14 protein-coding genes and 2 tRNA genes are annotated in these 14055 nt (G+C 37.1%); 3 read left to right on the top strand and 13 right to left on the bottom strand.

From position 1 onward, the window contains the following. Positions 1 to 112: 112 nt before the first annotated feature. From F606_RS0113185 to F606_RS0113135, 11 genes are all read right to left on the bottom strand, one after another. On the bottom strand, positions 113 to 715 hold the full coding sequence (locus F606_RS0113185; RefSeq protein ID WP_019554362.1) for a lytic transglycosylase domain-containing protein: 603 nt from the start codon (positions 713 to 715) through the stop codon (positions 113 to 115). Positions 716 to 724: 9 nt separating this feature from the next. After that, complete coding sequence (gene coaE, locus F606_RS0113180; RefSeq protein WP_019554361.1) at positions 725 to 1321, bottom strand: dephospho-CoA kinase; 597 nt, start codon at positions 1319 to 1321, stop codon at positions 725 to 727. Positions 1322 to 1338: 17 nt separating this feature from the next. Continuing rightward, the gene (mutM, locus tag F606_RS0113175; RefSeq protein WP_019554360.1) at positions 1339 to 2163 is read right to left on the bottom strand and encodes a DNA-formamidopyrimidine glycosylase; all 825 of its coding nucleotides are present in this window, start codon (positions 2161 to 2163) and stop codon (positions 1339 to 1341) included. A gap of 22 nt (positions 2164 to 2185) precedes the next feature. Beyond that, positions 2186 to 4795, bottom strand: coding sequence for a DNA polymerase I (polA, locus tag F606_RS0113170; RefSeq protein WP_019554359.1), 2610 nt, complete (start codon positions 4793 to 4795; stop codon positions 2186 to 2188). Between the two features lie 98 nt (positions 4796 to 4893). After that, complete coding sequence (locus F606_RS21140; protein ID WP_019554358.1) at positions 4894 to 5985, bottom strand: L,D-transpeptidase; 1092 nt, start codon at positions 5983 to 5985, stop codon at positions 4894 to 4896. Positions 5986 to 6105: 120 nt separating this feature from the next. Continuing rightward, positions 6106 to 6192 (bottom strand) — tRNA-Leu (locus tag F606_RS0113160). Positions 6193 to 6225: 33 nt separating this feature from the next. Beyond that, positions 6226 to 6312: transfer RNA gene (locus F606_RS0113155), tRNA-Leu, on the bottom strand. Positions 6313 to 6737: 425 nt separating this feature from the next. Then, a complete protein-coding gene (locus F606_RS23230) occupies positions 6738 to 6884 on the bottom strand; it encodes a hypothetical protein (RefSeq protein ID WP_019554357.1) in 147 nt (48 codons plus the stop codon). Positions 6885 to 7004: 120 nt separating this feature from the next. Next, entirely contained in the window at positions 7005 to 7628 is a 624-nt protein-coding gene (locus tag F606_RS0113145; protein WP_019554356.1) for a LysE family translocator, read from the bottom strand. A 270-nt stretch (positions 7629 to 7898) separates the two neighbouring features. After that, entirely contained in the window at positions 7899 to 9746 is a 1848-nt protein-coding gene (locus F606_RS0113140) for an APC family permease (protein ID WP_019554355.1), read from the bottom strand. Between the two features lie 302 nt (positions 9747 to 10048). Beyond that, the gene (locus tag F606_RS0113135; RefSeq protein WP_019554354.1) at positions 10049 to 10396 is read right to left on the bottom strand and encodes an ASCH domain-containing protein; all 348 of its coding nucleotides are present in this window, start codon (positions 10394 to 10396) and stop codon (positions 10049 to 10051) included. A 212-nt stretch (positions 10397 to 10608) separates the two neighbouring features. On the opposite strand from F606_RS0113135, the gene F606_RS22370 reads away from it, so the two are divergent. After that, entirely contained in the window at positions 10609 to 11325 is a 717-nt protein-coding gene (locus F606_RS22370) for a M48 family metallopeptidase (protein WP_019554353.1), read from the top strand. Between the two features lie 13 nt (positions 11326 to 11338). After that, positions 11339 to 12055 (top strand): SIMPL domain-containing protein, encoded by a 717-nt coding sequence (locus F606_RS0113125; RefSeq protein WP_019554352.1) that lies wholly within the window; start codon positions 11339 to 11341, stop codon positions 12053 to 12055. 67 nt (positions 12056 to 12122) lie between these two features. Here the strand turns inward: F606_RS0113125 and F606_RS21130 are convergent, their stop codons facing one another. Next, entirely contained in the window at positions 12123 to 12467 is a 345-nt protein-coding gene (locus tag F606_RS21130) for a hypothetical protein (RefSeq protein ID WP_019554351.1), read from the bottom strand. A gap of 184 nt (positions 12468 to 12651) precedes the next feature. Here F606_RS21130 and F606_RS0113115 point away from each other — a divergent pair, with 184 nt between their 5' ends. Next, positions 12652 to 13770 carry an acyltransferase gene (locus tag F606_RS0113115; protein ID WP_019554350.1) on the top strand — a complete coding sequence of 373 codons (1119 nt, stop codon included), beginning with the start codon at positions 12652 to 12654 and terminating at the stop codon, positions 13768 to 13770. Positions 13771 to 13816: 46 nt separating this feature from the next. Here F606_RS0113115 and F606_RS0113110 read toward each other — a convergent pair whose 3' ends face one another. Further along, complete coding sequence (locus tag F606_RS0113110; protein ID WP_019554349.1) at positions 13817 to 14020, bottom strand: hypothetical protein; 204 nt, start codon at positions 14018 to 14020, stop codon at positions 13817 to 13819. Positions 14021 to 14055: the final 35 nt, after the last annotated feature.

Raw genomic sequence — 14055 nt, 5'->3', positions numbered from 1 at the left:
ATACTATCATAAAAAAGCTTTCCTTCTCAGCCTCACAGGACCGATACTTAAAGGCACTTACAAATATTGTACTTTCAATATGATAACACGGTAAACAGCCCTTGTCAATTTATTATTGATATAAGCTGCGATATTTCGTTTTATTTTTCAAAACACGCGCTACATACTCACGTGTTTCCTGATAAGGAATCTGATTAATATCCTTAAAATTCATATCCCAGCCATACTTATCCATCCATTCATGAACATTTCCTCGCCCAGCATTGTAGGCAGCCAGCATCAGAACTTCATTCCCGCAAAATTCTTTTTGCAGAGAAGACAAGTACCATGTACCAAAACGAATATTTGTATCAGGATCATGTAATTTTTCAACCGAAAAAGACGGTTCATCAATTTGTTGTGCAATCCACTCTGCTGTTTCAGGCATTACCTGCATCAGACCAATCGCCCCTGTATCTGAATGCACTTCATCTTGAAATTTACTTTCACTCATAATAACACCAGCAACCAAATGTGTTTCTAAATTATGTGACTTTGCATATTGTGCAATCACATTTTGATAGGGATATGGATATACATATTTTTTTTGGAACCAATTCGATTGAACGCCAAGGTATATACAGATAAATAAAATCACACTGCTTATAAATAAAACACGGCGGCTTGAAATTTTAACCGCACGGCTTCTTGAACTACGACTCATCACATTATCCATTGCCTCCGTTCACCTCTTTCGAATCTGATTCCAGCGTTTTAATACCTGTTCTCTTGTCTTTGCCAAATCAAACATATTATCAATCACATAGTCTGCGCGCTTCACTTTTTCTGTAAGCGGCATTTGTGAATCAATCCTTTTTTGAGCCTGCATGAGAGAAAGTCGATCTCTGTGCACCAGCCGTTTCAGCTGAGTAGCTGTATCTACCGAGACCACCCAAGTTTCATCTGCTAAGGTATCCCAGCCAGCTTCATATAAAAGTGGAATGTCCAAAACAACAATTTCTTTTTTTTCTGCATTCCAGACTTGAATTTCTTTTTCAATAGCCGCCCGAACAAACGGGTGAATAAGTTCTTCCAGCCATTTGCGCTGAGCCGGATTCGAAAAAACCGTTGCTCCTAGAGCAGCCCGGTCTAACTGTCCATTCTCCAGAATTATCGACATACCAAAATGACTCACAATTTTTTGCCAAGCCAGCTGGTTTGGCATCACGACGTCATGAGCTATCTTGTCTGCATCAATAATATGGGCCCCTGCCTGCGCCAAAATTTTAGAAACCGTACTTTTCCCGCTAGCAATACCTCCGGTTAAACCAATAACAAACATATTTAAAACTACGCCTCCTATTTTTGACACTGTGGACAAAAATGCGTGCCCCTGCCGCCCACTTCAATCTTCTGTATCAATGCATTACAATTATGGCAAGGTTTTCCGGTTCTTCCATAAACCAATAAATGATCTTGATGATGTCCTTTTTCACCATTTCCATCCCGATAATCACGAAAAGTCGTGCCGCCATCGCGAATACCATCGGTGATTACTTGGTTAATAGCCCCATATAAGGCTGTGATTTCCGCGCCCGTGAGACTAGCACCGGTTCTTTCCGGATAAATCTTTGCCAGAGCCAAACATTCATCTGCATAAATGTTCCCCAGACCTCCAATATATTTCTGATTCAATAAAAACGATTTAATCTTACCACGGCTTTTCTCTAACAGACTTGTCAAGTAAACAATTGTAAATTCAGCCGACAAAGGTTCCGGCCCCATCGTCGAAAGACCGGATATACGCCATGCTTCCCCTGGTAAAAGCGCATAAACAGTTCCCAGTGTCCTAGTGTCTGCATACACCAGCATTGCCCCATTATCAAGTTGGAACACAATCCTGGTATACGGATCACCCGAGGTTCCACTATCAAGATACCGCAGCCGACCCGTCATGCGCAGATGGAACACGATTAAATTGCCATTATCAAGGGCAATAAGTAGATATTTACCCTGCCGCGTCATATCTACAATGGATCTTCCTATGACCATGGACTGAAATCCTGTTAGGTTTGGCCACTTGATAAGACGTGGTAAATCGATTTTCGTATTGATAATCTGCCTGTTTTTTAATTTATCCACCAAACTGCGTCTGATGATTTCGACCTCCGGTAACTCTGGCATGTTGCAGCCCCCTATGATTTCTTCATTTTGCTCTTGCCCAATTTACCCCAACTTTAATATCAATGGTAAGTGGAACAATCAACTTTACGGTATTTTGCATAGTATTCTTTAATATAGAAGAAACAATTTCAATCTCTTCTTCAATAACCTCTAAAACAAGTTCATCGTGTACTTGCAATAAGATACGACTCTTGAGATTTTTTTGTTTAAGCTCACGATATGCTTCAATCATCGCTTTTTTGATAATATCGGCTGCCGTTCCTTGAATTGGCGTATTCATTGCCATTCGTTCCGCCAGAGTACGCTGATTATAGTTTGAACTGTTAATCGCCGGCAAATTTCTGCGTCTGCCAAATAATGTCGTTACATAACCATTTGTATGAGCCTCTTCGACAACTCGATCAATAAAATGTTTAACACCACTGCATTTATCAAAATAGCTTTCGATATAAAGGGCTGCCTCTTTCCGAGATATATGCAAATCACGTGATAAACCATAATCACTAATCCCATATACAATACCAAAATTGACGGCCTTTGCTTTATTTCTAATTTCCGGCGTCATTTCATCCATAGGGATACCAAAGACCTCCGAAGCTGTCCGCGTATGAATATCCTGATTATGGGTAAAAGCCTCCACAAAATTTTTGTCTTCGGACATATGAGCCAAAACACGGAGTTCAATCTGTGAATAATCCGCTGACATAAGATACTGATAACCGATTCCAGGTTCAAATAATTCCCGGATCTTTTTACCAGCTTCCGTCCGAACCGGTATATTTTGCAGATTCGGATCTGAACTGCTAAGGCGCCCAGTAGCTGTAACCATTTGATTGAAACTCGTATGGATACGGTTTGTCTCTGGGTCAATCAAAACTACCAAACCATCTAAATAGGTTGATTTAAGCTTTGTCCAGGTACGATATTCGAGAACTTTTGCAACAATTGGATGCTGCGGCAAAAGTTCTTCAAGAACTTCCGCATTCGTTGAGTAACCTGTCTTTGTTTTTTTTACCGCTGGCAATTGCAACCGTTCAAATAACACCTCACCTAATTGTTTCGGTGAATTTACATTGAATTCCAGCCCTGCCAAAGCATGAATTTCTTTTAATAATTCATCAATCTGCACAGCAATTTCAGCAGACATCACTTCAAGATGGTTACGATTTACACAAACTCCATTATGCTCCATTTCTGCCAAAACTCGCAATAAGGGAGCTTCAATTTTTTGATAAAGATCCATTAATTGAGCTTTTTCAAGTCCGTCTTGTAATGGAATATATAAATCACGAATACACGAACCGGCCCAAACACCATGTTCAATAGCATCACATTGTTCAGGCTGGCTGAATTCATTAAGATATTTTTCCATCAAAGTAGAAATTTCATATTTCGTGTCGGCCGGTTCCAATAAATAAGCCGCCAGCATCGTATCAAAAACCATACCATCAATGACTTGTCCGGTATGGTATAAAGGTTTAAAATCATGCGTTATCTTTACAACATTTGGATCAGCCAGTAAGTCCATGATTAAATTCCAATTTCGCAGAGCCGCCTCCACATAAACCATACCTGCTTCAAGGCATAAAACCATACCCCGCAACTCGATTTTTGGCATTTTTCCTATAAGGATTGGATAAAAAATTATTTTTTTTGCAGATTCTACTTCGCTTGCAATGCCTACAAGTTTTTCCGGATCATCTATTTTTTCAAATGGTGGCAATACGTTTTCTACAACTGTACCAAAGCCCAAGCCATCCACTTCAGGAAATAATTTTTCTATTTTTGCCGCAACACTTCTAAATTCATACCGCAAACAAAAATTTTTAAGTTTGGCAACATCCGGCGTAATCTCGTACTCGTCTTCATCGAAAGGAATATCCATATCTCGAATAATAGTTGCCAGCTTTTTCGAAAGAATCGCCAACTCTTTATTTTCGGTTAAACGTTCCTTTAATTTTTTACCAGTAACATCTTCAATATGAGCCAAAACATTTTCTAAAGAACCATATTCCAAAAGCAATTTCAAGCCCGTCTTTTCGCCAACCCCTGGAACACCAGGAATGTTATCCGAAGAATCTCCCATCAAGCCCTTTAAGTCAATCAATGCCTTTGGTGATACGCCATATTTCTCCATAATAGCTGTCTCATCAAAACTCTCCAGTTCTGAAATACCTTTTTTCGTCAACATTACCGTAAGATTCGGTCCAACAAGCTGTAATGCATCACGATCTCCCGTCACGATAATGGATTCATGTCCAGCCGTCGCTGCCTTCGTAGCCAATGTTCCAATGATATCATCTGCTTCAAAGCCAGCTTTTTCCACTAACTTTATACCAAATACATCCGCCAAATCATGAATCAAAGGAATCTGTGACGAAAGTTCGGTAGGTGTTGGCTTTCGTGTACCTTTATAGTCAGCAAACATTTCATTTCGAAATGTTTTTTTCCCTTTATCAAAGGCAATCACCAATAAATCTGGTTTCAAATCATCAATCAGTTTCGTTACCATGGTCGCAAAGCCATATACGGCATTTGTGTATTCGCCATTCGCTGTTGTCAGCAACGGTAAAGCATAAAATGCTCTATACATAAGACTGCTTCCATCAATTATAATAAATCGTTTTTGCACACAATTCACTCCCCAAATTCAACCTTATACGCAGCACTCTAGTTTTTTATAAAATCAATTCCACTGTAACACAGCCGATTCATTCGTTTAAATATCGGTTAATTTTTTACTTGATCCATTTTCCCAAAATCAGGCATCATCGGTGTAGTGTGTGTAGATTCATTAGCATGTTTCATGACAACATCGTTTTTTGAAACCGGTCTTGAAGTAACTGGTGGTGTTGGCAAAGCTGTATCTACACTTATCTTTCGATTCAAAAACAAAGTATCACTATCATGCCAATCAAGTTCTAAATGAAACAAACGATCAACATCATTTGCATTCATATACAGAATATCTTTTTTCACATATCCTGGAACCGTTCCATAGGCAGTATTCAATGATTCACTCTCTTTATTCCAAGTCACAGCTAATTTCAATTGAGAAGCAATCGGTATCACCGGCAAATAAACCATACCATTCTGTACGACACCAGCCACATTAAGCTTCTGCTCATTTACCATAACAGAAAAAGACTTTCCTACAAATGTAGCTTCACCATTTGCTGCCAACAGTTTATCTGATATTTTTTCATCACTGACAAAACGATCTACACCAAATTCAGCCAATTTTTTATTAACAGCTTGAATATCCAAAGGCTGTGAATGATATTCATCTGGATAAATATAAAAAGTCACGACTTTATCTGGATTTTTTTCAATGACTAAACGTTTATAAAGAATACTTACTGACGTGCCAATCGGCACTAAATCATATAATTCTTCAACATCGGCTTCTCGCATCCGAATACAGCCACTCGAAACGTACCCGCCAATTGAATTGGGTTGATTCGTTCCATGAATCCCATAATTCCCCTCAATCTGCATCCACCGATAACCTAAAGGATTATCTGGGCCTGATTCAATTTTCACTACTTCTTCTCCCGGCTTAATCCAGGTCGGATTGATTTCCTTTGAAAGAATTTGATACTCCCCCACTGGTGTCGGTGCATCGAATCGTCCAATTCCAACCGCATACATACGAACTGCTTTCCCATCCGAAAACAAGGTCAGCAATCGACTTGGTATATTAATCATAATTTTCATTTTATGTGCTGACTGTAATCCCGTCAATTCAGCTGCTTCAACAGCCGGAATAATTGAGTTACAAAATAAAATGGAACATAAAATAAAAAACATATATTTTAACATAAAAACATCTCTTCCCCCTAGAATCTATATAAAAAAATAACCAGTGCTGCCGCAATATCCACATGACAGTAAGCACTAAAAAAAGCCTCCCGAGGAAACCCCTGGAAGGCTTGGATGTACTGGTGCCGAAGGCCGGACTCGAACCGGCACGTTTGGGAAAACGCTTGATTTTGAGTCAAGTGCGTCTGCCAATTCCGCCACTTCGGCATATTAAAGTTAAAACAGTATGAAACTATTGAATGGTGCCGAAGGCCGGACTCGAACCGGCACGATTGGGAAATCGCTTGATTTTGAGTCAAGTGCGTCTGCCAATTCCGCCACTTCGGCATATTCCTATTCATTATTCTGTAAAGCAATTAATGCCATACCGAACATGTAATATAATACCATTTTAATTTTAGGTTGTCAACACATTATAAAAATAATTTTAAATCCAGGTTTTACATAAAATTATTCTATTATTTTTGTATAGCAGGCTACCACTATATAGGCAGTCACAACGAATCTTCCTCAATTATTATAACACAGCCAGCACTTCTCCTGCAATTTACAGCCTATTTTCCCTATAGTACCTATGACTTATTTATTGCAGAAAAACGGTACTTCGAGAAACTACAGCTACAACATAGAACGAAATAACCGTCCTGCTCGGTCAAAACAAAAGCCGTACCCTTAAAGTACGACTTTTGCAAGATTTCTAAAACCCCGTGGACAGACATAACTCTGCATTTTTTAATTCACGATTATAAATTTTACTTTTTTCTACGTTTAATGAATTTATAAATACCATATGCTATAAAGCATAAAAGAATTGGCACAAAAAACATATTTACTAACTTTCCACCAGTATGCCATGCAATACCATGTAAAAATGTATTAAATAACGCATCCATATTCATCCTATCACCACCTTGCAGTATATCAACTGGCTTTATTTTCCAGTAAACACATGTTCTAATAATACTGCATCTCAAGCTTAGAATCAATACTTTTTAACTAAAAAGAACTACAAAGAAAAATCAGTCAAAAATATTTTTAGATAATCGATAAGAAAAATATAATAAAATACCACCAAAAAAACCATCTAGAACCTTATGGCCTCTTTGATACAATGATCGAAAAAATTTTGACGAAATCATTAAGGAAAGAAATATAAACCACCCCGTAACTGCCATCACAACTTCTAATCCATAAGCCCACTCAATCCATTTTGGTGTATCCACTGAAAAAAATTGTGAAAATACACTAAGGAAAAACAAAAATGCCTTTGGATTAAATACATTACATATAAATCCGTTTTTAAAGCCTTGCCAAAAGCTCTTTCCAGTTCCTGACTCCACTTGTGCTTCTAGTGTCAACTTCTCTTTTTTAAATAGAGAAAGTAACGCCTGTACACCTAAATACGCCAAATAAGCAGCTCCAATTATTTGTATTGTTTTGAAAACATATATATACGTCTGTATGATAACAGCTAAACCTAAAACCGTGTATGTTGCATGGATCATAAGTGCTGCACCTATACCCAGTGCCGATGCAATCCCTATTTTTTTCCCAAACCCTAAACTGTTTTTCATTACAATAAAAAAGTCAGGTCCCGGAGACATTCCCGCTAAAATACCAATTACAAAAATTTCTAAAAACATATATTTCAACTCCCTATAAAATTCAAGTACACGAACTAAAACCTAAATATGATTATCCCATACAAAAATTATTATGTAAACATTACACCAACTACAATAAAAAATACTCACCAAATCGGTGAGTATTTTTCGATGTATTAATAAGGGAGATGTGAATGAAGAGCTATACATATAGAATAACATACATGATAACGAAAATCAATATCATTTTATATAATACAAGAAATATTTACTATATAAGTTGCATTATATAAAGATTTCTATACCAAGCTATTTCTTAAGTTGAAACGGTACTGTAATAATTGCAATACGCGGATCGTGAATCAACTCTCCCCGCATAAAATAGCTGGTCTGATTATGCAAAATATTCATCCATTTTTTGTTCACAATTACTTCAGGTAAAACAATTGTAATGATATCATCTTTTTTAGCAGCGTATTCTTGTGATGCAATAAACGCCAACAGTGGTTTAACAGAATCTCTATACGGAGATGCATAAATAACCAAAGGGATTCCAAGCTGAAAATCTTCCCACATGGCACGCAATTCTTTCGCGAATTGTTCATTCATCGCTACGTGAAAAGCAATAATATTTTGATTTTTTGAAATTTCTTTCGCGTAAAGCAACGCTTTGAGTGAGGCCCTATTAATTGATGCCACGGGGACAATCACATGATTAATTTCTCGTTCACGCCAAGACATTGCATTGGCAACTTCTGGCAATGGCAGGCGCAGTTGTTCAGCCACAACATTATAGTGGGATTTAATTTGCAGCATCCCATAAATAAAGATAGGAACTAAAATACAGACAATCCACGCACCTGCCATAAATTTAGTTACACCCAATATAATCATCGTAATAAAAGTCACCATAGCGCCGAGCCCATTAATGAAGGCTTTGTATCGCCACCCCGGCGTTTTATTTTTGACCCAGCGCAGCCACATGCCAGACTGCGAAAGAGTAAACGAAGCAAACACCCCAACTGCATATAATGGTAATAGCAAATGCGTTTCACCATTGAAAACAACGACCAAAATACCCGCTGCCAAGGCAAGGAAATCAATACCATTTGAATAATTAAGCCGTCCGCCCCGTTGGGCAAATTGACGTGGTACATATGAATCTTTAGCCAGTAACGACAAGAGTAAGGGAAAATCATTGAAGGCTGTATTCGCCGCCATAATAAGAATCAGTGCCGTCGTAAACTGCATAAAATAATAAAATACGCCATTCCCAAAAACCTGCATAGCAATTTGTGCAATAACCGTCTGATCCGGATTTGGCACCGCATGATACAATGTTGCCAAATAAGAGGTTCCACTAAAAATAGCCAAAACAACCAATGCCAGTAAAACCAAAACGGATTTCGCATTTTTTTGGGAGGGCTCACGAAAATTAGGAATCCCGTTACTTACAGCTTCCACGCCAGTCAAAGCTGTACAGCCAGCGGCAAAAGCACGTAAAATTAAAAAAATGGTAAGATCTCCAGTAACTTCCGGCATTTGCACTAGATCAACTGGTACAAAGCCCAGTACTTTCACTTTGAAGACACCATAAACAATCATAATAAGTATAGATATTATAAATGTATAAGTCGGAACACCAAACATTTTCGATGAATCTTTAAGGCCCCGCAAATTACCAATCGTTAAAATGAAAATAAAAAACAACGTCATTAAAATTTTGTGCGGCAGCAAACTCGGCAGAGCCGAAGTAATCGCAGCCGTACCGGCACAAGCGCTAACGGCAACTGTCAAAACATAATCAATCGACAACGTAGCCGCAGCAGTCAAACCCGGAATAACGCCTAAGTTATCATGAGCTACAATATAAGAACCACCGCCACAAGGATATGCATCAATCGTTTGGCGATAGGAAAAAACTAAAATACATAATAGTGCCACAATTGCTAAAGATACATAAAACATTTGTGCATAAGCCGCTAGCGCGACGATAGGTACCAAAACATAAAGAATTTCTTCGCCCGCATAAGCAACCGAAGAAATTGCATCACTGGCAAGAATGGGCAGTCCCCAAAACACATTAAACTTTTGCTCTCCCAGCTGTTTACTGCGTAACGACTTTCCCAAAACAAATTTCTTTATTTTATTAAACATGCTTTCAGCTCCTTGCTTCATCCGTTATGAATACGAGCGCGGCCCGCCAGTTTCACAAATAGGAATTTTCACTTTCCATTACTCCATCATAACACAGATCAAGCAAAGGGTATCATCGCAAATAGAAAGTCAGCACTTTGCTTTTTACCAACAAACACCCGTTTTATGCTCTATCGTACTACCGAAACTTAATTCACAAAATAAATGAGCAAAAAAATATCGATGTCAACAAAATGTCAACATCGATATTCGCCGTAATTATTAACCCTTATTAAAGAAAAGAATTTACAGCTTATTTCGTTCTATTCATTTACTTCTGAAAAATAAATTACAGTTACAGTATCATCCATGGTAATTCTTTTTTTATAAATACGTTCAAAATCAGCAATGAGCTCTTCTCGTGAATTAATTTCCGGATTTTGATGGCCTAAATCATTCGATGTTAAATCAGCCATTGTTTTGACCTGCGTTTTATCAATAAAAGCTGTAAACAACTTATGTTTTGTTTCCAATTTTGCACCAGTTGTAATCCACACAATGGAACTTTCCGGATAATGTTTACGAACATCACCGAGTCGAACCGTACAATTTTTTTGACGGGCAATTAATAATTTTTCATGTTTTTTCGCTTGGAAATTCAATGACATCATAGCAAATCTCTCCCTTGTATCTATCTTTTTACCACATAAATATTTATGATTACTTACTTATAGTATCATATTTAACCAGCCTTATAAAGCAAAACTTGTGTAATCTTGTATAATCCGAGGCACACTATATCCTTTTTTATAAAATTCAAACTTTACAAATCAACCAAATACCGCTATGATACAAGTGAATCTGATTTTTGGGGCAGGTAAATATGGCATCTATTTCAATCAAACAGCATATCTATCAATATACACTACAACGACAAGTTCGCAAGACACTGCAATTGCAGCTTACAGCAATTGATACGCTGTCCATCAAAGCACCAAAAAGCATAAACTTGGATGTAATTCTTGCATTTATTCAACAAAAAGCAGATTGGATTCAACAAAAAAATAATATATTACAAAATCAACCACTTACAGAAGCCTCACCTCTTAACGATTTAAAAGATGGTTCTATCTTGTTATTTAAAGGAAATGAAACCATCTTACGTGTAAAATCGACCTATTGTAAACCTGCCATTACCTTAGCAGCGCAAGAATTATGTGTCAATTTATATGCACCACGACCACAAGATTTACGAACTTGTCTAAAAACTTGGTTTATCCTGCAAGCGAAAAAAATTCTATTGCAAAAAACCCAGTTTTGGTGCCAAAGACTCAATACAAATGTTGGGAAAATTACCATTAGAGAACAAAAAACCCGTTGGGGAAGTTGTTCTTCTTTAGGCAATATCAATTATAATTGGCGTATCATTATGGCTCCAGAGAAAACGATTGATTATTTAGTGATTCACGAAGTATCCCACCGTCACTATATGAACCATTCGAAAGAATTTTGGTATTTAGTCCAAAGTCATCAGCCAGATTACGCAAAGCACAAATTGTGGTTAAAACAGCACAGCCACGAAATATTTCAAATTATATAAAAGGAGATTTATTATGAAAAAAATTACATTTTTAATGTTTATATGCACATTGTTATGGCTGCCACTCAGTACTGTTCAGGCAGAAAGTGTTGAAAACACAGCCATCCACACCATTTCCGTACAGGGAAATTCCTCCCTTACCGCAACTCCAGATCAAGCTGACATTTCGATTGGTATAACGACTACAGCAGCAACAGCAAATATTGCCGCACAAGAAAATGCCGTAATTGCCAATGATATTCAAACAAATTTAGCTGCACTCGGCATCGCCAAAGATAAAATTCATACAAAAAATTATACATTTTATCCCACATATAACAATAATACAACTACCGATCATGCAAATGAGATCACCGGGTACACAGCGGATAATACAGTATCCGTAACCCTCGACGATATTGCTATGCTCAGTAACGTAATCGACTCTAGTATCAAAAGTGGTGCTAACAAGGTCAATTCTATCAATTTCACGATGAAAAATCCAAAAGATATGCAGCAAAAAGCTCTGCAAACCGCAATAAAAGATGCTCGTGAAAAAGCAGACAGTATTGCTAAAGCACTTGGCAAACATGTAACGAACGTTGTCAGTGTCAGTGAAAACAATTCTTATATAGAATCGCGTAATTTCGCCAGTTTCTCCCTACGAAAGAGTGATGGACTGTCTACACCAATTGAACCAGATGAAATCCATATTAATTCTACTGTACAAGTTCAATTTATAATGGATTAATTACCTAAATCAAAAACAGTCCAATATCAAGTACACTTGATATTGGACTGTTTTTATTCGAAACTATTTAAAACCAATTTCGCCCACGGCGACGTCCACCCCAAAGTCCATCTTTACCAAACAGAATCCAGGCGATGGCCAATAATATAATCAAATTGCCAAGATCTCCTCGTAAAACCCCCACTTCAACTAAAATTGAAATCAACGTGATTCCACTCAGAAAAAGCATAATCCTTTTTAAATCTACATATCCATAACGACGTAAAAGCTGATAAATATACCATAAAACCCCGATATCTACCAAAACCCCGAGAACAACAGCAATTGGGCCTCCTACGGTCATCTGAAGAATTAGTTTAATTATGCCGCTTACAACAAAAATGGCCAGCAATCGTATAATCATTGGCTGCATATAAAATCCCCCTTTATGTTTTGCATATTTTATTCTACCATTTTACCAGCTTGTTTGGCTATAGCCGCTCTAATTTGGCGCAATAAATTTCAAAATCATCATTTATTCAGATCTGTGCATTTACTTATTCATAGTCAGCTTTTATAATAGAGTTTATATGTTATATAGAGGAGCTTATATATTTATGAAAAAAAATCGTATTTTAGCCATCGAATATATTCGTGGCATTTCTATGCTTGGTGTCATCGGTATACATACCGGTTCACAATATCTCAGCAATCCCACGAGTAATATTCATCTGATTGCTATATTTGAAATTCTTACACGTTTCAGTGTGCCAATTTTCTTTTTCATTTCAGCTTTTGGCTTATTTTATAATATCGATCTAACTGAAAAATTCAGTTATAAAAACTTTATGACAAAACGTTTCAAAACGGTCCTGATTCCTTATGTCGTATGGTCTTTTCTCTACATTGCCCATTATACATTTTTATATCATGATACGTCCTTGCTATCAATTCCAATTTTGATAAAGTTTTTATTTTTTGGTTTTGCATCATACCAATTATATTTTCTAGTAATTTTACTTTGGTTTTATGCACTTATGCCCGTGTGGATCTATATGATTCGACACATGAGTGCTGGTCGATTGCTGATGCTGCTTCTATTTCAGCTTGCCTTTGACTATTATTCCAGTTTTATTATGAATCCATATAGCATTGAAAACCCTGTTATCAAAGCCCTTTTTGAATATCGCTTAAATTATTGGGTACTGCATTACATATTTATTTTTCTCTTTGGTGGATATCTGGCGATCCATTACAATAAATTTGAAATTTATATGAGTCGACACTATAATTCGATTTGTTCTTTTTTTATTGCAAGTTTATCTTCTTTAGTCATTTATTATTACTATTTAATTTACGAACGATCTTATTCGTTGGAAGCTGCAATCAATACAGCCCATCAGCTATGCCCAGCCGGTATTTTTTATACGATTGGTGCCTCACTTTTCTTTTTCACCCTATTTTCCAATACGAAATTCCCAGTTTTTGTTCATTCCATACTATCGATTCTAGGCAAGCATTCCTATTTTGCCTATTTATTTCATCCATTTGCCATTACCTATTTAGCTATGTTGCTTACTTGGCAAGGAAAAATCATGACTGCCCCTGTTGCCATTTTGTTTTATTTTCTAGTCACGATAGTTAGTATTGCAGCAGGCGCCTTATTTAGAAAAATCGGCACATTTTATCCAATAATTAATAGTCTATTAATTGGCATCTATCCTAAAAATAAATAAGCAAAAAAACGGTCTCCATTTTGGAGACCGTTTTTTATTGCTTAGATCAATGATTCGCTGAACCTTGACAAACAATAGCCTGTGCTTCATCGACTTCTGATTCCAAGACTTGTATCTCAAACATGCCTTCACCGGTTGTTGCAGCAATACCAACCGGACGAATATTGGTTAAAATTTCCTCATTACTCAACAAGGTTTTTAAATGATCTGCCTGCTTTCTGTTATTTGCAATATATATAGACGTCCACATGCACATTTCCTCCAAAAAACATTCTTTATCGACTT

The organism is Propionispira raffinosivorans DSM 20765 (assembly GCF_000381065.1).
GTDB classification, from domain to species: Bacteria; Bacillota; Negativicutes; order Selenomonadales; family Selenomonadaceae; genus Propionispira; species Propionispira raffinosivorans.
The sequence above is the reverse complement of the archived record's forward strand: the minus strand, read 5'-3'. Positions and strand labels throughout refer to the sequence as shown.

Excerpts from the sequence above, each read along its gene's own strand:
- F606_RS0113185 (WP_019554362.1), bottom strand. The coding sequence starts at position 715 with ATGGATAATGTGATGAGTCGTAGTTCAAGAAGCCGTGCGGTTAAAATT.
- coaE (WP_019554361.1), bottom strand. The coding sequence starts at position 1,321 with ATGTTTGTTATTGGTTTAACCGGAGGTATTGCTAGCGGGAAAAGTACG.
- mutM (WP_019554360.1), bottom strand. The coding sequence starts at position 2,163 with ATGCCAGAGTTACCGGAGGTCGAAATCATCAGACGCAGTTTGGTGGAT.
- F606_RS21140 (WP_019554358.1), bottom strand. The coding sequence starts at position 5,985 with ATGTTAAAATATATGTTTTTTATTTTATGTTCCATTTTATTTTGTAAC.
- F606_RS23230 (WP_019554357.1), bottom strand. The coding sequence starts at position 6,884 with ATGAATATGGATGCGTTATTTAATACATTTTTACATGGTATTGCATGG.
- F606_RS0113145 (WP_019554356.1), bottom strand. The coding sequence starts at position 7,628 with ATGTTTTTAGAAATTTTTGTAATTGGTATTTTAGCGGGAATGTCTCCG.
- F606_RS0113140 (WP_019554355.1), bottom strand. The coding sequence starts at position 9,746 with ATGTTTAATAAAATAAAGAAATTTGTTTTGGGAAAGTCGTTACGCAGT.
- F606_RS0113135 (WP_019554354.1), bottom strand. The coding sequence starts at position 10,396 with ATGATGTCATTGAATTTCCAAGCGAAAAAACATGAAAAATTATTAATT.
- F606_RS22370 (WP_019554353.1), top strand. The coding sequence starts at position 10,609 with ATGGCATCTATTTCAATCAAACAGCATATCTATCAATATACACTACAA.
- F606_RS0113125 (WP_019554352.1), top strand. The coding sequence starts at position 11,339 with ATGAAAAAAATTACATTTTTAATGTTTATATGCACATTGTTATGGCTG.
- F606_RS21130 (WP_019554351.1), bottom strand. The coding sequence starts at position 12,467 with ATGCAGCCAATGATTATACGATTGCTGGCCATTTTTGTTGTAAGCGGC.
- F606_RS0113115 (WP_019554350.1), top strand. The coding sequence starts at position 12,652 with ATGAAAAAAAATCGTATTTTAGCCATCGAATATATTCGTGGCATTTCT.
- F606_RS0113110 (WP_019554349.1), bottom strand. The coding sequence starts at position 14,020 with ATGTGGACGTCTATATATATTGCAAATAACAGAAAGCAGGCAGATCAT.